Annotated in this window: 21 protein-coding genes; 14 read left to right on the top strand and 7 right to left on the bottom strand. The window is 60.3% G+C overall.

The genetic code is table 11. From position 1 onward, the window contains the following. Positions 1-38 precede the first annotated feature (38 nt). The 3 genes from PDO_RS25290 (at position 39) to PDO_RS25280 (ending at position 2,140) form a co-directional block, all read left to right on the top strand. Positions 39-1,034, top strand: a complete 996-nt coding sequence (locus tag PDO_RS25290) for an aldo/keto reductase (RefSeq protein WP_007608498.1) — start codon at positions 39-41, stop codon at positions 1,032-1,034. 143 nt (positions 1,035-1,177) lie between these two features. Beyond that, on the top strand, positions 1,178-1,504 hold the full coding sequence (locus tag PDO_RS25285; protein WP_007608497.1) for a hypothetical protein: 327 nt from the start codon (positions 1,178-1,180) through the stop codon (positions 1,502-1,504). 156 nt (positions 1,505-1,660) lie between these two features. Continuing rightward, entirely contained in the window at positions 1,661-2,140 is a 480-nt protein-coding gene (locus PDO_RS25280; protein WP_007608496.1) for a DUF2938 domain-containing protein, read from the top strand. An 87-nt stretch (positions 2,141-2,227) separates the two neighbouring features. Here the strand turns inward: PDO_RS25280 and ypfJ are convergent, their stop codons facing one another. After that, entirely contained in the window at positions 2,228-3,157 is a 930-nt protein-coding gene (ypfJ, locus tag PDO_RS25275; RefSeq protein WP_007608495.1) for a KPN_02809 family neutral zinc metallopeptidase, read from the bottom strand. Positions 3,158-3,232: 75 nt separating this feature from the next. Continuing rightward, the gene (locus PDO_RS25270) at positions 3,233-3,901 is read right to left on the bottom strand and encodes a glutathione S-transferase family protein (protein ID WP_007608493.1); all 669 of its coding nucleotides are present in this window, start codon (positions 3,899-3,901) and stop codon (positions 3,233-3,235) included. A gap of 179 nt (positions 3,902-4,080) precedes the next feature. Here PDO_RS25270 and PDO_RS25265 point away from each other — a divergent pair, with 179 nt between their 5' ends. Further along, entirely contained in the window at positions 4,081-5,115 is a 1,035-nt protein-coding gene (locus PDO_RS25265) for a zinc-dependent alcohol dehydrogenase family protein (protein WP_007608492.1), read from the top strand. Between the two features lie 71 nt (positions 5,116-5,186). Here the strand turns inward: PDO_RS25265 and PDO_RS25260 are convergent, their stop codons facing one another. Both PDO_RS25260 and PDO_RS25255 read right to left on the bottom strand, forming a co-directional pair. Further along, positions 5,187-5,924, bottom strand: coding sequence for a DUF1868 domain-containing protein (locus tag PDO_RS25260; protein WP_007608491.1), 738 nt, complete (start codon positions 5,922-5,924; stop codon positions 5,187-5,189). 66 nt (positions 5,925-5,990) lie between these two features. Continuing rightward, on the bottom strand, positions 5,991-7,166 hold the full coding sequence (locus tag PDO_RS25255) for a glycosyltransferase family 87 protein (protein WP_007608482.1): 1,176 nt from the start codon (positions 7,164-7,166) through the stop codon (positions 5,991-5,993). A gap of 298 nt (positions 7,167-7,464) precedes the next feature. On the opposite strand from PDO_RS25255, the gene carB reads away from it, so the two are divergent. The 7 genes from carB (at position 7,465) to PDO_RS25220 (ending at position 14,619) form a co-directional block, all read left to right on the top strand. Next, positions 7,465-10,959, top strand: coding sequence for a carbamoyl-phosphate synthase large subunit (carB, locus tag PDO_RS25250; RefSeq protein ID WP_007608480.1), 3,495 nt, complete (start codon positions 7,465-7,467; stop codon positions 10,957-10,959). 74 nt (positions 10,960-11,033) lie between these two features. Beyond that, positions 11,034-11,318 (top strand): type II toxin-antitoxin system RelE/ParE family toxin, encoded by a 285-nt coding sequence (locus tag PDO_RS25245; RefSeq protein WP_037075481.1) that lies wholly within the window; start codon positions 11,034-11,036, stop codon positions 11,316-11,318. Continuing rightward, the gene (locus tag PDO_RS25240) at positions 11,290-11,610 is read left to right on the top strand and encodes a HigA family addiction module antitoxin (RefSeq protein ID WP_007608469.1); all 321 of its coding nucleotides are present in this window, start codon (positions 11,290-11,292) and stop codon (positions 11,608-11,610) included. The genes PDO_RS25245 and PDO_RS25240 overlap by 29 nt, the downstream gene beginning before the upstream one ends. 109 nt (positions 11,611-11,719) lie before the next feature. Then, positions 11,720-12,067: an ArsR/SmtB family transcription factor gene (locus PDO_RS25235; protein ID WP_202803133.1), complete on the top strand. Its 348-nt coding sequence runs from the start codon at positions 11,720-11,722 to the stop codon at positions 12,065-12,067. Beyond that, positions 12,060-12,506 carry an SRPBCC domain-containing protein gene (locus PDO_RS25230; RefSeq protein WP_007608467.1) on the top strand — a complete coding sequence of 149 codons (447 nt, stop codon included), beginning with the start codon at positions 12,060-12,062 and terminating at the stop codon, positions 12,504-12,506. The genes PDO_RS25235 and PDO_RS25230 overlap by 8 nt, the downstream gene beginning before the upstream one ends. A gap of 1 nt (position 12,507) precedes the next feature. After that, the gene (locus PDO_RS25225; protein WP_007608466.1) at positions 12,508-12,978 is read left to right on the top strand and encodes an SRPBCC family protein; all 471 of its coding nucleotides are present in this window, start codon (positions 12,508-12,510) and stop codon (positions 12,976-12,978) included. Positions 12,979-13,077: 99 nt separating this feature from the next. Continuing rightward, on the top strand, positions 13,078-14,619 hold the full coding sequence (locus PDO_RS25220; protein WP_007608465.1) for an MFS transporter: 1,542 nt from the start codon (positions 13,078-13,080) through the stop codon (positions 14,617-14,619). Positions 14,620-14,661: 42 nt separating this feature from the next. Here PDO_RS25220 and PDO_RS25215 read toward each other — a convergent pair whose 3' ends face one another. Both PDO_RS25215 and PDO_RS25210 read right to left on the bottom strand, forming a co-directional pair. Further along, positions 14,662-16,125 (bottom strand): UdgX family uracil-DNA binding protein, encoded by a 1,464-nt coding sequence (locus PDO_RS25215; protein ID WP_007608461.1) that lies wholly within the window; start codon positions 16,123-16,125, stop codon positions 14,662-14,664. Continuing rightward, the gene (locus PDO_RS25210) at positions 16,125-17,354 is read right to left on the bottom strand and encodes a putative DNA modification/repair radical SAM protein (RefSeq protein ID WP_037075478.1); all 1,230 of its coding nucleotides are present in this window, start codon (positions 17,352-17,354) and stop codon (positions 16,125-16,127) included. Before PDO_RS25210 ends, PDO_RS25215 begins: the two co-directional genes overlap by 1 nt. Before the next feature lie 414 nt (positions 17,355-17,768). Between PDO_RS25210 and greA the strand changes: the two genes are divergently transcribed. From greA to PDO_RS25195, 3 genes are read left to right on the top strand one after another with little or no spacing between them, the layout of a single operon-like run. Continuing rightward, positions 17,769-18,245, top strand: a complete 477-nt coding sequence (gene greA / locus PDO_RS25205) for a transcription elongation factor GreA (RefSeq protein ID WP_007608455.1) — start codon at positions 17,769-17,771, stop codon at positions 18,243-18,245. Positions 18,246-18,262: 17 nt separating this feature from the next. Further along, positions 18,263-19,348, top strand: coding sequence for a glycosyltransferase family 4 protein (locus PDO_RS25200; RefSeq protein WP_007608452.1), 1,086 nt, complete (start codon positions 18,263-18,265; stop codon positions 19,346-19,348). 60 nt (positions 19,349-19,408) lie between these two features. Beyond that, complete coding sequence (locus PDO_RS25195; protein WP_007608451.1) at positions 19,409-20,233, top strand: hypothetical protein; 825 nt, start codon at positions 19,409-19,411, stop codon at positions 20,231-20,233. Between the two features lie 54 nt (positions 20,234-20,287). Here PDO_RS25195 and PDO_RS25190 read toward each other — a convergent pair whose 3' ends face one another. Next, positions 20,288-20,755 (bottom strand): Lrp/AsnC family transcriptional regulator, encoded by a 468-nt coding sequence (locus PDO_RS25190; protein WP_007608448.1) that lies wholly within the window; start codon positions 20,753-20,755, stop codon positions 20,288-20,290. Between the last annotated feature and the right edge of the window lie 204 nt (positions 20,756-20,959).

Genomic DNA, 20,959 nt, shown 5'->3' with positions numbered 1-20,959 from the left:
GCCGCGCCGCTGCAGCTGGCGAAGACGGGAGAATGACAATGCAAATGATGAAACTTGGAAAGACCGGCCCGGAAGCCTCGCGCTTTGGACTGGGTTGCATGGGCATGTCCGGCATGTACGGTCCCTCGGACCGCAGCGAGAGCCTGGCGACCATCGCCGCCGCGCTTGAAGCCGGGATGACGCTGTTCGACACCGGCGACTTCTATGGCATGGGCCACAACGAGATACTGCTCTGCGAGGCGCTGAAAGGCGGCAAGCGTGACAAGGCGCTGCTCAGCGTCAAGTTCGGCGCACAGCGTGATCCCGGCGGCAACTGGATCGGCTTCGATGGCCGGCCCTCTGCCGTAAAAACCGCCCTCTCCTACACGCTCCAGCGCCTCGGCACCGATTACATCGACATCTACCGCCCGGCGCGCCTCGATCCCAACGTACCGATCGAAGATACGATCGGCGCGGTGGCCGACATGGTCAAGGCCGGCTATGTGCGCCATATCGGCCTGTCGGAGGTCGGCGCAGAGACCATCCGGCGGGCGGCGGCGGTCCATCCGATCGCCGACCTGCAGATCGAGTATTCGCTCGTCTCGCGCACCCTCGAAGACAAGATCCTGCCGGCCTGCCGCGAACTCGGCATCGGTATCACCGCCTATGGCGTCCTGTCGCGCGGCCTGATTTCCGGCCATTGGCAGCCTTCAAAGGGCAATGTCGCCGGAGACTTCCGTTCCCATGGCCCGCGCTTCCAGGGTGACAACGAAGCCCGCAACCTGGCGCTGGCCGAAGCGCTCAGCAAGGTTGCCACCGCCAAGGGCATGACCACTGCCCAGGCTGCCATTGCCTGGGTCATGGCTCAGGGCGATGACATCATGCCGCTGATCGGCGCCCGCCGCCGCGACCGCCTCGCGGAAGCGCTCGGCTCAGCCGCCTTTACGCTCACGGCCGGAGACCTCGCCGAGATCGAGGCGGCCGTTCCGAAAGGCTCCGCCGCCGGCAGCCGTTATGCCGAGGCGCAGATGGCCCATCTCGACAGCGAGAAGTAACCAGCGCGGCAAGACGATGCGGCCGGATTTGGCCCGCAGCGGACTTCAGACAAACAAAACAACATTGCATTTGCGTTGGGAAATTAAGAGGTTGCCAGAACAAGCTCCGCTATCCTTCGCGAACGAATTTTGCGGAGAGTGTAATGAGTCGATTTGCTTTTACTCTGCTTGTTGCTCTGGCGGTCGCGGCAACTGGAATTGGCGCAAGACATTATGTTCAAGCGTTGGGACCCTATGGGCTTGTCGCTGTGATGTGGGCAACCATTGCGATCTTCATGATGATCTGGCGTCAGCTTTCGGTCTCAGCGTTTGTTTCAAGCATCACTATTTCCAGCGCGATCTGTCTGCCTATCGTTGCATACCTGATCAACAAGTGGCTAGGTTTTGGAGTAGGTGCGGTAATTTTCTATCTAGCCTCTAAATGGGCTGAAAAACTGAAAGATCGGTCGTCACCAAACGCTGGTCAATGACTGCTGATGGCGCGAAGCGGAAGACAGCAGTCGGGGAAGACCGAACCCGGTCGTGATCGACGCACCTTTCCTTGGGGAATATCCGACACCCTCTTCCGTTTCCCCGGAGGCAGCGTTTAATGTGCGGCGTGTTTCCTCCTTCAAGAACGGCATCTCATGTTTGAACTGATCTGGCGCGGCGTGATCATCGGTGCGGGCGCAACAGCATTGATGGACATCTGGGCGATTGTCCTGTGGCGCGTATTTGGCCAGTCGAAAGCCAATTGGGCGCCGGTCGGTCGCTGGTTCTGGCACCTGAAAAACGGCAAGGTCTTCCACGACAATATTGCCAATGCCGAACCCTACGCGCATGAACTGACATTGGGCTGGATCAGCCACTATGCCGTCGGCATCCTCTACGGTATTCTACTGGCGGTTCTGGTTGGGCCGGTCTGGTTTGCAAATCCCACCTTCCTGCCCGCCTGGATCCTCGGCATCCTGACTGTCGGCGCGGGCTGGTTCCTGCTGCAGCCAGGCCTCGGTATCGGCTGGGCCGCGTCGAAGACGCCCAATCCCACAAAGGTGCGCGCCCTCAATCTGGTGGCGCACACGGTATTCGCCATCGGTCTCTGGGGTACGGCTCAACTGATTGGCTGACCCGCATATCGCCGGGACTTGAGAAACAAAAATCGGCGTTCAGGCTTGCGAACAAGGTCTGAACGCCGATCTACATCAGAAAAAACCTTAGATATTTCCTGAAAACGTGTCGCAGGACCCGACGCTGCCGCTGTCGTAACCCCGCTTGAACCATTTCATCCGCTGCGCCGATGTGCCGTGGTTGAAGGCATCGGGCACGACATAACCCTGGCTGCGCTTCTGCAGCGTGTCGTCACCGATCTGCTGGGCGGCATTCAGCGCCTCTTGCAGATCGCCGGCCGAGAGGATGCCTTCCTTGTCGGCGCTCTTCGCCCAGATCCCGGCATAACAATCCGCCTGCAATTCGACGCGCACCGACATCTGGTTGGCTTCGCGCTCACCCATTGCCTGGCGCTGGCGATTGAACTCCGGCAGAACCCCGGTGAGGTTCTGCACATGATGGCCGACCTCGTGCGCTATCACATAGGCCTGGGCGAAATCGCCGGCCGCATCGAACTGCTGCTCAAGCTGGCGGAAGAAGGACGTGTCGAGATAGACCTTCCTGTCGCCGGGGCAATAAAACGGACCGGTCGCAGACGATGCCTGACCGCAGGCAGAACTTGTTCCGCCATCGAACAATACCATCGTCGGCTTCTGATAGGTCTCGCCGGACGCCTTGAAGATTCCGTCCCAGGTCGTCTCGGTTTCCGCAAGCACCGTGCGGACAAAGGCGGTCATTTCATCGTTGGCCGGCCCCGACGGAGCCTCACCGACCTGTTGTTCATAGCCCGAGCCGGAGCCGGACATGTTGCCCTCGCCCAGAACCTGCAGCATGTCGATGCCCATGGCCTTGAGGATGAAGTAAACTACGACCAGGAAGATGATCATGCCGAAGCTCAGGCCGCCACCGCGCCTGCCGCCCATGGGGATCTGGATCCCCGAGCGGCCGAAGGGATTGCGCCCCAATCCGCCGCCGCCGGAGGAATTGCCGCGGCGATCCTCGATATTGTCCGATTGGCGTCGGCCCTTCCATTCCATGCTGTCCCCTCCAAGGCTTCAATTCGCCTACTCAACGTCACATTAGGATAAAGCGTTCCATCACGCCATTGCGGATTAGCTTTTCGCGTAGCGATATTCGCCGCCGCGCGTCAGGGCGCGCTGGTAGGCAGGCCGGGCCCGGATCGCTTCCATCCATTGCCTGAGCACTATGGTGTCTCGTTCGTGCCCGATCGCGCTCATTGCCCCTTCGACCGGAAAGCTCATGGCGATGTCGGCCGCCGAAAACTGCCGGCCGGCAAACCAGCCATCGCGAGCAAGTTCTGACGTCCACAGCGCCAGATGATCGGCCATTTGCGGATCGATCAGCTTGCGGCGCACCCCGTCCGAAATCATCCGTGCCACCGGCCTGATAAAGAATGGCACCTGGCCCGGAATGCGAGCGAAGACCAGTTTCATCACCAGAAGCGGCATCGCCGAGCCTTCAGCATAATGCATCCAGTAACGATACCGCAGGTACTCGTCCGTGCCCGCGGGCGGCAGCAGTTTCTTCCCGTCATAGGTCTCGATCAGGTAGTCCATGATCGCACCGCTCTCGGCGATCACTTTGCCATTGTCGACGATCACCGGCGATTTTCCGAGCGGATGGACCGCCTTCAGGTTGTCGGGAGCTCGATATTCGGATGTACGTTTGTAGGTTTTCACCTCGTATGCGAGGCCCAGTTCCTCCAGCAGCCAGAGAATGCGATGTGCGCGGGAATTGTCGAGATAGTGAACGGTGATCATCAATGGCTTCCGGTTTCATCTGTCCGCTGACCATCTAGGGCACGCAGCGCCAAGGTCGAACAAATTTCTCAGAACGGCTATCCTACGCGCATCGAGCCTCGGCGAAGACGCTGGCCCGCCGCGGGTGCCCGTGCCACTATCGCGCCGACAAGACTGAATCACTTTGGGAGGAGTGACCCATGAAGGCCATGCGACTGGAGGGCGTCGGCCAATTGTTCGTCCGCGAGATCGACCGGCCGATCCCCGGACCGGATGACCTTCTTGTCAGGGTCGAGGCCTGCGGCGTCTGCGGCACCGATCGGCATCTCTTTCACGGCGAATTTCCCTCCACCCCTCCCGTCACGCTCGGACATGAATTCGGCGGCATCATCGAAGCCACAGGCACGACCGTGACCGGCTTTTCCGTCGGAGATCGTGTCACCGGCGATCCCAACATCGCCTGTGGCCGCTGCCCGCAATGCACCGCCGGACGCGTCAATCTCTGCCGCAATCTGCAGGCCATCGGCATTCATCGGGACGGCGGCTTTGCCGACTACGTTCTGGTTCCACAAAAGCAGGCGTTCCTCCTGCCGGCCGGCCTCGACCCGATGCATGGCGCCTTCTGCGAACCGCTCGCCTGCTGCCTGCATGGCATCGATATTGCCGGTATCAAGGCCGGCGCCTCCGTCATCGTGCTCGGCGGTGGCGTCATCGGCCTGCTGACGGTGCAACTGGCGAAACTGGCCGGCGCAACCACGGTGATCCTTTCAACCCGTCAGGCGTCGCGTCGCAGGCTCGCCGAGGATCTCGGCGCCACGGCAAGCGTCGATCCAACCGCAGCTGACATCATCGATCAGATCGCCGGGCCGGATGGCCTGGTGCCCGGCGGTGTCGACGTCGTCATCGAATGTGCCGGTGTCGCAGAAACCGTCCAGCAATCGTTCCGCCTGGCAAAAGCCGGCGGTACCGTTGTCATCCTCGGCGTTATGCCACAGGGGGCAAAGGTCGAGATCGAGCCCTTCGACATCCTGTTTCGCGAACTGCGCGTCCTGGGCTCCTTCATCAATCCCTTCGTCCACCGCCGCGCAGCCGATCTGGTCGCATCGGGCGCGATCGAGATCGACAAGCTGATCTCGCGAAAGGTGTCGCTCGACGAGGCAGCCCGGGTCGTTTCCCATCCACCGGCACCAGGCGAGGTCAAGGTCCTGGTCGTACCGGGGCTGACTAGCGGTTAGTGGCGGTCAGACAGGTGGCGCGAAATGAGGATCTGCAAAGATGTCCCCCTATGGCCAAAAGTCAGGAAGCCTCAGACGGCGGGGGTCAGTGTCTCAGGAGAAAACACCAGCAATTCCTCGAAATGGTTCATGTCGTCGAAGGCGCAGAAGGCCGGCGCCTTGAGCTCGATGATCGGGGCACGTTGCCGGATGTCAGCGACGATCTGATCCAGAAACGGCTGCCAGCGCAGAATTTCGGCATCGTCGAAATATCGCAGCATATAGGCGAAAGTGATGTGAAACACGTAAGCGTCGTGGTCTGGATGCCGGTAGCCCAAGAGGTCGGAGAGACGGTCGCGCCAAGCCTTCAGTGCTGCACGATCTTTCATCGACACGCCATCGAGAACCAGACCGAGGGGCGTCGCGTGTGTGACCTCCATCTGAAACACCGGCCCCGGCTCGAACCCTGCCAGCCGATCGATGAAGATTGCCGTCATGTCGTCGACCGGGGTCTCGACAGGCACGTCATGCGCCCAGAAAGGCCGTTCCCGACGGCTGTCGATGATGCCCTTGAACAGGGTCATGTGCAGGCTGGTCTCAGCGGTGAAAGCAAGGTTTTGCGCTTCGGCGGTTTCCAGATAGCGCTGCCGCGCCGCGGCGATTGCCCTCTCGCTTTCCGATCCGGAAGCCAGATGGCAGACCACCGTATTGCCCCGCTCCGTCAGGAACCGCCCCGAGCTGTCATATCGACGACCCAGGTGGCTGGGCACTCCGTCGCGGAAGTGACTTGAGCAGGGCCGCAGGTGGTCCGGTAGAATCTCGATGGTCATGGCGCGCCTCTCGTTGAATGAGGCGGCGCTACCAGCGCGATGTAATGACAATGTGACACCGGCTCATCAGCCCGCAGGACGATGCGGCCAGACCAGTATCAACAGGGTCGCGCCGAGAAAAAGCGGAGCGATCGGCAACCCGAACGACGCGCTGAGGACAAAATGCAAGATTGGCAGCAGTGCCACGCCGCGTAGCAGCCGCGTGTGAAGAGCGTGCCGCGCCCAGGGTGGCTCACTTCGATAAACTCCTATCGCCGCAACCGCCGACAGGGCGCCCATATCGTAGACCAGACTGTAGGGCGAAATCAGGAAGCTCGCGACAAGCAGTAGCAGGCTTCTCGCGAAAGCATCCTTCAAACGAACGAGGCCGATCAGGAACAGGATGAACGCCACGGAGGCGAACACGAGGTGAAGTTTCATCGCAACCGCTGAATCAATTCCGAGGCTGCGCAGGGAACCGAACAAGGACGGCATCATGAACAGAAAAGTCCCTGAAAAATCCGTCATCACGCTCGCCTGATAGGGCAGATTGAACTGGGCATATCCTCGCCAGCTGTCGATTCCGAAAAGCAGGACCGAAGTCGCGGCAAGCAGAAGTGCCGTGATCGCAGCGGAACCGATGACCACCCAGTTGCTCCCGAACAACAACACGATTGGAACGAGAATCCCGAGCTGCGGCTTTACCGTCAACAGTCCAAAAGCGATACCCGCCCATATCGGCGACCGGTCTCTAAGGCCCAATCCGTACAGCATCAGCGCAGCCATGAGGAAACCATTCTGCGCCAGCACAAGATTGCAGATGATGAATGCGACGAGAAGTGCGGCAACGGGTGGCGCAATTCGCCTCTCGAAAACAGAAACGCTGTGCAGGAAGACAATCGCCGTCAGAGCGAGAAAGATCACCATGGACGTGGCATGCGGCAACAGGCCAAGCGGCCAGATCATTAGAAGAAAAGACGGTGGATAGCTCCAGTTGTGCCAGGGGTAGTCCTCCCCGAATGCTGCGAGCATATGGCGGAAATAATTGTCCTGACCAGTGAACAGATCAAGCACCTCTCCCTCCAGCACGAGACGCGAGGCAATCCAGTAGTTCGAAAAATCGGTGTTGGTCCATTTAAGCGTACCCGTTTCCAGGTTCCCCAACCACACCGCCCCGAGAATCATTGCAGCAAATACAGCGATGACCGCCGCCAGCCACTGAAGTGATTTCGCCGGAGCCCTCGTGTTTTCTTCTGTTGTCATGGCTCCGTCCCGAGGCCGTGGTTGCTGGTGGCTGCACGACTTTGCTTCAGTGGCGGTAAAGCAAGCCTTTACTGCCACTGACAAGTTTGAGGGTGGTCTCCCACGCACCGACCCGTCGGCGCAAAATAGAACCGGAGATCCCCGAAAAATGTGTCGATGCACTGCGTTTTGGGGTTCCTTCCGCCGGTACATTTCCCTATAAGCCGCTTCTAGCCTGAAAAGACCATCTATCTGCGCCCGGCCGGTGACCTGATCACCTTGGCCGGTTTTTCGCGCAGGTCACAGAACGGATAGAGCCATGCCCAAGCGCCAAGATATCAAGTCCATCCTCATCATCGGCGCTGGTCCGATTGTCATTGGCCAGGCATGCGAATTCGACTATTCCGGCACCCAGGCCGTCAAGGCGCTGAAGGAAGAGGGTTACCGGGTCATTCTGGTCAATTCCAACCCGGCCACCATCATGACCGATCCGGGCCTTGCCGACGCAACCTATGTCGAGCCGATCACGCCGGAAGTCGTCGCCAAGATCATCGCCAAGGAGCGCCCGGACGCGCTGCTGCCGACCATGGGCGGCCAGACGGCGCTGAATACCGCGCTGTCCCTCAAGAGAATGGGGGTGCTCGACCGCTACAATGTCGAGATGATCGGCGCAAAGCCGGCCGCAATCGACATGGCCGAAGACCGCGCCCTGTTCCGCGAGGCCATGACCCGCATCGGGCTGGAAACGCCGAAGTCGATGCTGGCCAACGCGACCGAAATCAAGGACACCGACCGCAAGACCCATGAGGCTGCCCGCGCCGAGATCAAGACGAAGCTGTCAGGCGCAGACCTCGACAAGGCGCTCGACGAGCTGGAAAACCAGTGGAACCTCGGCGAGACCGACCGCAAGCAGCGCTACATGAGCCATGCCATGGCAATTGCCGCCCAGGCGCTCGACGTCGTCGGCCTGCCGGCAATCATCCGCCCCTCCTTCACCATGGGCGGCACCGGCGGGGGCATTGCCTACAACCGCTCCGAATTTTACGAGATCATCAATTCCGGCCTCGACGCCTCCCCGACGACCGAAGTCCTGATCGAGGAATCTGTTCTCGGTTGGAAGGAATATGAAATGGAAGTCGTCCGCGACAAGGCGGACAACTGCATCATCATCTGCTCGATCGAAAACATCGACCCGATGGGCGTGCACACGGGTGACTCGATCACGGTCGCGCCTGCCTTGACCCTGACGGACAAGGAATACCAGATCATGCGCAACGCCTCGATCGCGGTTCTCCGCGAGATCGGCGTCGAGACCGGCGGCTCGAACGTGCAGTTCGCCGTCAACCCGGCCGATGGCCGCCTGGTCGTCATCGAAATGAATCCGCGCGTCTCGCGCTCGTCTGCTCTGGCATCAAAGGCCACCGGCTTCCCGATCGCCAAGGTCGCCGCCAAGCTCGCCGTCGGCTACACGCTGGACGAACTCGACAACGACATCACCGGCGGCGCGACCCCGGCATCGTTCGAACCGTCGATCGATTACGTCGTCACCAAGATCCCGCGTTTCGCCTTCGAAAAGTTCCCGGGCGCCTCGCCGGTCCTGACCACCGCCATGAAGTCGGTCGGTGAAGTCATGGCCATCGGCCGCACCTTTGCCGAATCGCTGCAAAAGGCTCTGCGCGGCCTCGAAACCGGCCTGACCGGTCTCGACGAGATCGAGATCCCCGGCGTCGAAGGCAATGGCACCAGTGGCGACGACAAGAACGCCATCCGCGCCGCCATCGGCACGCCGACCCCGGACCGCCTGCGCATGGTCGCCCAGGCTCTGCGTTTCGGCATGACCGAAAAGGAGGTGCATGACGGCTCCAAGATCGACCCCTGGTTCATCGCCCAGTTCAAGGCGATCATCGACATGGAAGCCCGCGTACGCGAACACGGTCTGCCGACAGACGCCGAAAACCTGCGCACCCTCAAGGCCATGGGCTTCTCCGATGCCCGCCTCGCCTCGCTTTCCGGCAAGCGCCCGAAGGAAGTCGCCGAACTGCGCAACGGCCTAAACGTCCGCCCGGTCTTCAAGCGTATCGACACCTGCGCTGCCGAATTCGCCTCGCCGACCGCCTATATGTACTCGACTTACGAGACGCCCTTCGTCGGCGAACTGCGCTCCGAAGCCCAGGTGTCCGACCGCAAGAAGGTCGTCATCCTCGGCGGCGGCCCGAACCGGATCGGCCAGGGCATCGAATTCGACTATTGCTGCTGCCATGCCGCCTTCGCGCTCAAGGATGCCGGCTTTGAAGCGATCATGATCAACTGCAACCCGGAAACCGTGTCGACCGACTATGACACCTCCGACCGGCTCTATTTCGAGCCACTGACGGCCGAAGACGTGATCGAGATCCTCCGTGCCGAGCAGGAAAAGGGCGAAGTCGTCGGCGTCATCGTCCAGTTCGGCGGCCAGACCCCGCTGAAGCTTGCCGAAGCGCTGGAAAAGAACGGCATCCCGATCCTCGGCACCGCGCCGGACATGATCGACCTTGCCGAAGACCGCGACCGCTTCCAGAAGCTTTTGATGAAGCTCGACCTCAACCAGCCGAACAACGGCATCGCCTATTCGGTCGAGCAGGCCCGCCTGGTCGCAACCGAGATCGGCTTCCCGCTGGTCGTGCGCCCATCCTACGTGCTCGGCGGCCGCGCCATGCAGATCATCCACAATGAGAGCATGCTGCAGAGCTATCTGCTCGACACCGTTCCGGGCCTCGTTCCGGAAGACATCAAGCAGCGTTATCCGAACGACAAGACCGGCCAGATCAACACCCTGCTCGGCAAGAACCCGCTGCTGTTCGACAGCTACCTGACCAATGCCATCGAAGTCGATGTCGATGCGCTCTGCGACGGCGAGAATGTCTTCGTCTCGGGCATCATGGAGCATATCGAGGAAGCCGGCATCCATTCGGGCGACAGTGCCTGCTCGCTGCCGTCGCGCTCGTTGTCCAAGGAAATGCTCGACGAACTGGAACGCCAGACAGCCGCCATGGCCAAGGCGCTCAATGTCGGCGGCCTGATGAACGTTCAGTACGCCATCAAGGACGACGTGATCTACGTGCTCGAAGTCAATCCGCGCGCCTCGCGCACCGTGCCCTTCGTCGCCAAGACCATCGGTGCGCCGATCGCCAAGATCGCCGCCCGCATCATGACCGGCGAAAAGCTCGATGTAGCGATCGCCGCCTATGGCGAAAAGCCTGACCCGCGCAATCTGAAGCACATCGCTGTCAAGGAAGCGGTCTTCCCCTTCGCCCGCTTCCCCGGCGTCGATACGCTGCTCGGTCCGGAAATGCGCTCGACCGGCGAAGTCATCGGCCTCGACACCGATTTCGCGCTCGCCTTTGCCAAGAGCCAGCTCGGCGCCAGCGTCGAACTGCCGCGCGACGGAACCGTCTTCGTCTCGGTCCGTGACGAGGACAAGGCCCGCGTTCTTCCGGCCATCATGATCCTGACCCAGATCGGCTTCAAGGTCATGGCCACCGGCGGTACCCAGCGCTTCCTCGCCGAAAACGACATTCCGGCGATCAAGATCAACAAGGTGCTGGAAGGCCGCCCACATATCGAGGACGCCATCCGCAACCGCCAGGTCCAGTTGGTCATCAACACGACCGATGGCAACAAGGCGATCTCGGATTCCAAGTCGCTGCGCCGCGCCGCCCTGATGCAGAAGGTGCCCTACTATACCACTATGGCCGGTGCACTTGCTGCCGCCGAAGCGATCCGGGCCTTGAAGAAGGGCCAGCTCGAGGTTCGTCCGCTGCAGAGCTACTTCTGAGCGGACAGACCGGCGTCATCTGAACAAGCCCCATAACGCGTTGCGTTATGGGGCTTGTTTCGTTATGATAGCCCATGATCCGGAGTTTTGCTGACGCAGAAACCAGTCTTGTTTGGTCCGGGCGCCGAAGCCGAAAGCTTCCCTCGGACATGCAGGCCGTGGCGCTTCGCAAGTTGCGCATGATCAATCAATCGAGGGTACTTTCCGACCTGAAGGTACCGCCAGGAAATCGACTGGAGCTATTGCGCGGCAATCGCTCGGGCCAGCACAGCGTCCGCATCAATGACCGGTGGCGGATCTGCTTTATCTGGAAAGACGGAGGTGCAGAGAATGTCGAGATCGTCGACTATCACGAGTGATGACGAACTGCTTCAGAACCCGACACCCGGAGAAATCCTGGCCGAAGAGTTCATGAAACCAATCAAGCTGAGCCAGAATGCCTTGGCCCGCGCGCTTGGCGTTTCTCCGCGAAGGATCAACGAGATCATTCTCGGCAAACGGGCGATTACAGCCGACACAGACCTTCGCCTCGCACGCTATTTCGGCACTAGCGAGGGCTATTTTCTCGGCCTTCAGGCGGATTTTGATCTGATGGAGCGCCGACGCATCATCTCCAGCGAACTCAACGCCATCACGCCCCGTGCGGCCTGAAACAGCCAATGCTTCGCGCTGGAGCCGTAGCCTTGACTTGACTTGACTTGATCTGCTTGCAGTACTATTTATCCAATCGGTTAATTAACCAATCGGATAATCAATGTCGCTGGACCCGCTCTCAGAAACGCTCTTCGCCCTGGCCGATCCCACACGCCGGGCGATCCTGGCGCGCCTGTCAAAGGGCGAGGCGACAGTCAACGAACTGGCGGCTCCGTTCGACATCAGCCTGCCGGCCGTCTCCAAGCATCTGAAGGTTCTGGAGCGCGCCCGGCTGATCTCACGCGGGCGCACCGCCCAGTGGCGCCCGTGCCGGCTTGAACCGGAACCCTTGAAGGCCGTTGATGGCTGGCTCGGCGATTATCGCACGCTTTGGGAACACCGCCTCGACCGGCTGGAGGACTATCTCGCCACGCTTCAGGCAGACCACGACCACCAGGAGGACAAAAATGACTGAGAAGATGGAAATCCTCAACAATCGGCTGTTTGCCGTCGATCCGTCCACGCTGTTCAATGCCTTTGCCGACCCCGAAAAGCTCAAGCATTGGTGGGGACCGCATGATTTCACCAACCGGATCGACGAATTCGATTTCCGTGAAGGTGGCAGTTGGCGCATCACCATGACCGCGTCCGACGGCACCGATTTCGACAACCATTCGACCTTCAAGGAAATCGTCCCGGCCCGCCGTATCGCCTTCCTGCATCACGAGCCGATGCACATCTACACGATGGAAATGACCTTTTCGCCGGAAAGCAACGGCACGCGGCTCCATTGGCGCATGCTGTTCGAGCCGACGGAGGAAAATCGCGCACTCGAAAAATTCATCACCGCGGCCAACGAACAGAATTTCGACCGCCTTGAACAGGTGCTCGACCAGCACGCGGGAGCGCTGTGACATGCCCCTCGAACTGGACCCATCCCGCATCATAGAGGTCGACCGCCTCGTCGGCGCGCCGATCGATCTCGTTTTCACGATGTTCACCGAGCCCGGCCATATAGACCAGTGGTGGGGGCCGGACGGGTTTCGTAACGAGACCCATGAGATGGACTTCGCCGTCGGCGGTCTCTGGCGCTATACGATGCATGGCCCGGATGGCAAGGACTGGCCGAACTGGATCCGATACCAGGACATCACGCCCCCGACCCGCATCGCCTATCAGCACGGCGGCGAGATGGGCGAACCCGCCCATTTCGAAGGCGTCATCACCCTGCAGCCGGAAGGAGACCGCACCCGTGTTACCATCACACTGATCTTCCCGAGCCCCGAAGCACGCGACGCGACGATCAAGTTCGGCGCCGTCGAAGGTGGAAGGCAAACCCTGGCGCGCCTGGATGCCTATGTCGGCGGCCAACGGAAACGGGTCTGAACAACGCCTGCGCAATGCCGTTTTGTCGTACGTTCGGATTTGACGCTTGCCAATTCTGAGAAATCGCGGAACTCTCCGCCAGCCTTTGGGGGAGACGACATGGAAGTGCCAAACCGGATCGGTGAACATGCGACGCGCCGCGAATGGATCGGCCTTCTGATCCTGTCGATCGCCTGCCTGATCTATTCGATGGACCTCTCGGTCCTGTTTCTCGCCATGCCGGCCATTGTCGCCGATCTCGATCCCTCGGCAACTCAGCTTTTGTGGATCAATGACATCTACGGCTTCATGGTCGCCGGCTTTCTTGTGACGATGGGCACGCTGGGCGACCGGATCGGTCGCCGCAAGGTCCTGCTCATCGGCGCCTTCTTCTTTGCCGCCGCCTCGGCCTTTGCCGCCTTCGCCACGACGGCCGACATGCTGATCGTCGCCCGCGCCCTTCTCGGCATTGCCGGCGCGACCATCGCACCCTCGACACTATCACTCGTCGTCAACCTGTTTCGCGACGAGAGCGAGCGCAATCGCGCCATCAGCATCTGGGGCACCGCCTTTGCGCTTGGCGGCCTTGTCGGCCCGCTGATCGGCGGCGTGCTTCTGGAATATTTCCACTGGGGTTCTGTTTTCCTGATCAATGTACCGATCATGGCGCTGCTGCTCGCCACCGCGCCCTTCCTGTTGCCGGAATATCGCGACGAGCAGGCGTCCCGTATCGATCTGCTCAGCGTCGGCCTGTCACTGTTGACCGTGCTGCCGATCATCTACGGCTTCAAGAAAATGGCGGCCGACGGCTTCATGCCGTACCAGTTGATACCGATCGTAAGTGGATTGCTGGTCGGCTATATCTTCGTTCGTCGTCAAAAAGCCCTCAGCCACCCGCTGATCGATCTCGCCCTGTTCAAGATTCCCGCCTTCACAGCCTCGCTGTTGGTGAACCTCTCGGGCGTGTTTTTCATCTTCGGCATTTTCCTCTTCCAGAACTTATACCTGCAGTTGGTCATCGGCTTGACACCACTAGAGGCAGCGATTTGGTCGATCCCTTCATCGCTGGTCTTTACCGTGATGTCCTTTCAGGCATACCGCGTCACCAATCATCTCGGACCGGTTCGAACCGTGCTTCTCGGCCTTGTGGTCAACGCGGCCGGTGCGGCCTGCATGGCCATCGCCGCCTATCATTCGAGCCTTGTCGGCGTCCTGTTCTCCAGCATGATCATCGGCCTCGGCTTCGTGCCGGTCATCCTCACCACCACCGGCCTGATCGTCGGCACGGCGCCGCCGGAACGCGCCGGTTCTGCCTCGGCGATTTCTGAAACAAGCGCCGAGTTTGGCGGTGCTCTGGGCATTGCCGTGCTGGGCAGCCTCGGAACATTCGTCTACCGCATGGCCATGTCCAGCGTCGATCTCTCCGGCCTTGACGGCCAGACCGCTCTTGCTGTTTCGTCATCACTCGCCAGCACGGTCGAGATAGCGCAAGCGCTCGGTGGCCCGGCTCCCGAATGGCTCATTGAGGCCCGGGCAAGCTACGCCCTCGGCTTTGCCGTCTGTTGCGCCGCTGCGGCGGTCACGCTTCTGTTGCTCGCGTTGGTCGCCAAGCGTGTCTACGACACCGCGCATCTCGACGAAAAAGCCCTTCAAGCACATTAGAGCCACACATTCTGATTGGGTACTGGATGTGCACGCCAAGCGTCAGCACGCGCGCAATACCTTATGCACGGCCAGCATATCCGAGTGAAAACGCGCAATCTCTTGGCGTCTGCGCGCCTCGTCCGGGATGCGCAGCAGGTAGGAAGGATGCACCGTGACGAACAGGATTTGGCCATTGGCGAGCGCAAGAGGATGGCCACGCACCTCATCAAGCGCCTTGCGTTCGCCGGTCAGGGCAAAATAGGCGCTACCGCCCATGGCGACCACGATCTTCGGCTTGACGATGTCAAGTTCACCGGCCAGCCACCAGCGGCAATGCTCGATTTCTCCGACATTCGGCCGCTGATGGATACGGCGCTTGCCGCGCATCTCGTATTTGAAATGCTTGACCGCATTGGTCACATAGGCCTGCTCGCGCACGATCCCGGCCGACGTCAGCGCATGGTCGAACACGTTGCCGGCCGGCCCGACGAACACGCGGCCGGCCAGATCCTCCTGATCGCCGGGCTGCTCGCCGACGAACATCAAGGCAGCATCGATCGGCCCCTCGCCAAACACCGTCTGGGTGGCATGACAATGCAGCGGGCAGCGCTCACATGTTGCAGCGTCCTGCCTCAGGCCGGCAAATGCATCGTCGGGCCCGCCATCCTCGTCCTCCGCTTTTTCCTGCCATGCGGCTTGCAGCCTTTCATGAAAGGCCGGCGGCTGGCTGGCTTCGCGCGCGGCCATCTCCGCCACCCTTTGCTCCGCATTGGCGATCAGGCCGGGGATCAGATCGGCCTCCGGCATGTTTTTCCAGTATTTCTTCGGCATCTCAGCCTGCATGGCTTTGATCTTCAGCCGTGCCGGATTGAAGATATTGGCGAAATAAGTCCGCCACAGATCATCCGTCGCATCCTCTGCCTGCGGCTTTTCGGCAGATTCCGCCGATATCTCCAAGCTGCGGCCATCCCAGATCGCCGAGCCCTTTGGCGTGGCGATGACCCAGTCCATGTCGGTAAACCGCCTCTGGAAGAACGGCGCGGTCCGGGCAACGATGTAGTGCTCCGGCTCGAACCACGCGACAAAGCAGCGGCGCTCCTCGACACGCCGGTCGGGAACCTCGCGAAACCGCACGAAAGCGGTCATCTTGTGTGCATCGCGACGAACGTTCTTGATCAGTGCCCGCAAATGCACAATGTCCCGATCGGCTGTATCTCCCAGCAGCGACCGATCGGCCTGCAGCCGCCAGAGAATCCGGTAAAGCAACGCGAACCGGTCCGGCTCGCAATGACAAAGCGCAGCATTCGCTGCCTCCACAAAGGCGCGCGGCACGCTGAACGCCTGGACACGGTCACCATACTGACCCTGATTGTGCGCGGCGGCATCTCGACCGAACAGATCGTCCGCCCCGCCTGAAACGATCCATCGCACGTCATCCGGATGCACATGCGCGCTCAGAAGAGACCGCGCCGCATCGCGCCATTCCCCGAAATCGCCGCGCCCCTCCAGTGACACAACCGGCATCAGAGTAATGACAACTGTTCGGGCTGCGGTGCGAAGACAGCCCGTAGGTCGGATCGCTCCAGGGTCCTGTGCGGCGACCAACCTTCGGCAACAATGAAAGGCCGCACCTTCTTGAGCACGACGCCGAGGCGGGCCAGATCCTCCAGCCGAACCGTGCGATGCTGGCGGGCCGCCAGCAGGGCTTTCACCGTCTTGGTGCCGAAACCCGGCACGCGCAACAGGCTCTCCCGATCGGCCGTGTTCACATCGACCGGGAAATCCTGGCGATTGGCGAGCGCCCAGGCGAGCTTCGGATCAAGCTCCAGGTCGAGCATGCCGTCGGCACGTGCCGACGTGATCTCTTCAACCGAAAAGCCGTAGAATCGGTAAAGCCAGTCAGCCTGATAGAGCCGATGCTCGCGCACCAGTGGCGGCTTGATCAGCGGAAGATTGCGCGAACTGTCCGGAATGGGGCTGAAAGCCGAGTAGTAAACCCGCTTGAGCGAATAACTGCTGTAGAGCCTAGCGCTGGAACCGAGGATCGTCGCATCGTTCGCCCCGTCGGCACCGACGATCATTTGCGTACTCTGGCCGGCGGGGACGAACCTCTTGCGCCGGCCGGTATGCGTCGTCTCGCCCGCAGCCTCGATCTTCAGACGCAGGTCGCCCATCGAGCGACGAATCCCGGCCGGGCGTTTTTCCGGCGCATAGTGCTGCATGCCCTGATCCGTCGGCAGTTCGACATTGATCGACAGCCGGTCGGCATAAAGCCCGGCCTCCTCTACCAGTCGCGCCGAAGCCTCCGGGATCGTCTTCAGATGGATATAGCCGCGAAAGCCATGCTTGATGCGCAGGTCGCGGGCAATCTGTACCATTTCGCCCATCGTGTCGTCCGACGACCGGATGATGCCCGACGACAGGAACAGCCCCTCGATATAGTTTCGACGATAGAATTCGATTGTCAGCCAGACGACTTCGTCCGGCGTGAAACGCGCCCTTTCGACATTGCTCGATGACCTGTTGATGCAATAGGCGCAATCATAGATGCAGAAATTGGTCAGCAGGATCTTCAGGAGCGAAATGCAGCGTCCGTCCGGCGCATAGGCGTGACAGATACCCGAGCCTTCCGTTGAGCCCAGCCCGCCGCTCGCCGACGAATCGCGGCGGGTCGTACCGCTCGAAGCGCATGAAGCATCGTATTTCGCCGCATCCGACAAAATGGCGAGGCGCTCTTTCAGAGATTTCTTCATAAGCATGTTCACTATATGTTCTGCCTGCTTGCGTCAAGGCATCGGCACGGCGGAGTTGGTCGCGCCTGATGCGAAAACGCCGATCGACGGCTGCGGCAAAGGCTAAATTTTACCGCCTGAAATTGAGACTTTCGCATCAACTCAACCGAAACCTCTGCCTTTTCGATATGGCCAAAGCCGACATTCATATTCCAGTAAAATTAAATATACATATTAATCACAGACACTTAGCGGCAATCCTGCATTCGGAAATACACCCTCCGAATCCCTCCTGTCGAAATGTCTGGAATTTGCGTCAGGCAATCTGCTATAGTTGGTTCAAATTTGATTTGTGACACGGTTCCGTAGCTTTGCTTCGGAACCTGTTTTCTTTTGTGCCCGCGCTCGCGGATAAAAAGACCAAAGGAAGAGGTAATGGTAGATAAAGTACCGATGACGCAGAACGGCTTCGTCAAGCTGAACGAAGAGCTTCGCTGGCGCCAGCAGGAAGAGCGTCCCCGCATCATCGAGGCAATCGCGGAAGCGCGCGCTCATGGCGATCTCTCCGAAAACGCGGAATATCACGCGGCCAAGGAAGCCCAGAGCCACAACGAAGGTCGGGTCGGTGAACTGGAAGACCTGATCGCCCGCGCGGAAGTTATCGACCTGTCGAAGATGTCCGGCTCGAAGATCAAGTTCGGTGCCACCGTCAAGCTGGTCGATGAGGACACCGACGAAGAAAAGACCTACCAGATCGTCGGCGACCAGGAGGCCGACGTTAAGGCCGGCCGCATATCGATCTCTTCGCCGATTGCCCGCGCCCTGATCGGCAAGGAAGTCGGCGACAATATTGAGGTCGTGGCACCTGGCGGCTCCAAGGCTTACGAAATCCTCGCCGTTCAGTGGGGCTGAGCACCGAGGAGAGGCATGTGGCACCCGAACCGATAGCTTACGTGGATCCATCCGAGATCCACGTGATTGCGCCAAACTTCAAGCAGCGTCTTTCGGGCGTCACATCGACGATCATCCAGCTTGTTCCGGTTCAAAACAGGCTCGGTCACCGCGTGGCGGTGATCGGCCCTGGCTTGCCGGCGCACCTGCCACATATCCGGTTTGCCGATCTGTGGAAGCTCTGGCAGAAGCCGAAAGACGGCAATGTCCGCGTATGGCATGCCCGCCGCAACATCGAGATGCTGCCGGGCCTCGTGCTCCGGGACATTCTCCGGATGCCGCTCAAGCTCGTCTTCACCTCCGCCTCGCAGCGCAAACATTCCCGCTGGACCAAATTTCTCGTCTCGCGCATGGATGCGGTCGTGGCGACAAGTGCCAAGACGTCGAGCTACCTAACAGTCCCTAACGCGGTGGTCATGCATGGCATTGACGAGCAGCGTTTCCGTCCTGCTGATGACAAGATTGCAGCCAAGCAGACCCTTGGCCTTGCCCCGCAGCAAAAGCATGTCGGTTGCTTCGGTCGAGTGCGTCACCAGAAGGGCACCGACCTTTTCGTCGACGCGATGATCGAACTTCTGCCAACGCGGCCGGACTGGGTCGCGGTGATCGCCGGACGTGCCACCGCCAAGCATGCGGAATTCGAACGCACCCTGAAGGACAAGGTCCGGACGGCAGGCCTTCAGGACCGTATTCTGTTTGTCGGCGAGCAGACCAATATCAACGACTGGTACCGCGCCCTTGATCTCTTCATCGCGCCGCAGCGCTGGGAAGGTTTCGGCCTGACCCCTCTCGAGGCCATGGCCTCGGGCGTGCCGGTGGTAGCAACCGATGTCGGCGCATTCCGGGAACTGATCGCGGTTGGCGAAAACGAAACCGGCGTTGTGCTTGCAGACATCAGCACGACGGCGATGGTAAATGCCACCAGCTTGCTGATGGATGATGAAGAACGCAGACACGCCGCAGGCCGGCGTGCAATCGAGAGAGCCCATGGCACCTTCTCCATTGAAGGCGAAGCAGAAGGCCTACGGCGCATTTACGACCGACTTTCACGCGCGGGCGGCTGAGCCGGCAATCGCCGCCGAACCGTCAGAGACGTCATCAATCGAGAGCGACAAGACACGCCCATGAATTCGCCAAGCTCCGCCGCTCCCGCCGCCTTTCCGGTGCCCACTGCCTCTCCGGTGAATGTCATCTGCATGAAATGGGGCACGCTTTACGGCCCCGAATACGTCAACAATCTCTGCCGTGGTGTGCAACTCCACCTGAAGCGCCCGCATCGTTTTGTCTGCTTTACCGATGACACGACCGGATTAGACCCGGTAGTGGAGACCGCCCCCCTTCCCGCGTTGAAGATGCGCGATGGAGAAACCGATACACGCTGGAGAAAACTGTCGGTGTTCGCCAGGGACCTTGCCGGTCTGTCGGGACCAACGCTCTTTCTCGACCTCGACCTCGTCGTCGTCGGCAGTCTCGATGCCCTGTTCGACGCGCCAGGCGAATTCCTGGTCATCCGCGACGACGACCTTTTCCGCACAAAGCCCTTCCGCTGGCTCAACCGCAAGCGCGATGCATTCCTCGCGATGGTCGGCAACAGTTCCGTCTTCCGCTATGAATTCGGCGCCCATGCCGACGTGCTTGAAGACTACCTGGCGGATCCTGCGCAGGCCGCCGTAGACTACGAGCACGAACAGCAATTCCTGAGCGACCATATGTTTCGCGCTGGCAAGCTGCGCTACTGGCCGCGCCAATGGTGCGTCAGCTTCAAGAATGACTGCGTACCAAAGAACCTCGCCAGTTTCCTGCGCGATCCGTCGCTTCCCGAAGACGCCCGGATCGTCGTCTTTGCCGGCCATCCGAAAATGGGGGAAGCGTTGAATGGCGGCGGACAGAAATGGTACCGCCGCATCGGTGACGTCACTTGGCTACGCAAGGCCTGGTACGGCGCTTAGAGCCAATCACATCTAAATTTGGTGCGGTTCGTCGCCGGCCAGGAGCCTCGGCTCTCAGACCTCCACCAGTCCAAGCTTCTTCACCTGCCGGATCGTCAGCATGGTGCGAACCGTATCGACATGCTCGTTCGCCGTCAGAACCTCGATGACGAAATCCTGGAACTTGGTCAGGTTGGCCGCAACGCAATGGAGCAGGAAGTCGCTGTCGCCATTGACCATCCACGCCTGCCGCACGATCGGCCAGCCGTCGGTTGCTGCGGAAAAGGCCTTGAGATTGGCTTCGGACTGGTGCTTCAGGCCAACCATGCAGAAAGCGACAAGATCGTAGCCGAGCTTGGTTGCGCTCACCAGCGCATGATAGCCCTCGATCACGCCGGCCTCTTCAAGCTTGCGCACGCGGCGCAGGCATGGCGGTGCGGAGATCCCGACCCGCTCCGACAATTCGACATTCGTCATCCGGCCATCGCGCTGCAACTCCCGAAGGATTCGAAGATCGATGGCGTCGAGTTCCACTTTCAGCACGGGCGGGCCTTTCCCAAATCAGCCTCAGTTATCTAGCGGAAACGTCAGAATACGCAATAATCTGTCCGGAATGCGCACAAATATTACACTGCCTCTGAAAGCCCTGTTGCTAATGCAAAGCTCCCCTTGAATAAACATGGGGAGCGTTCATAAATGAAGCGACAAGCGGGAGCGCGCTCCACGGTTCGAACGCAGCTCTCTATT

The organism is Rhizobium sp. PDO1-076, from assembly GCF_000247475.1.
GTDB lineage: Bacteria > Pseudomonadota > Alphaproteobacteria > Rhizobiales > Rhizobiaceae > Allorhizobium.
Note: the sequence above shows the minus strand (reverse complement) of the source record. Positions and strands in the feature narration are given on the sequence as shown.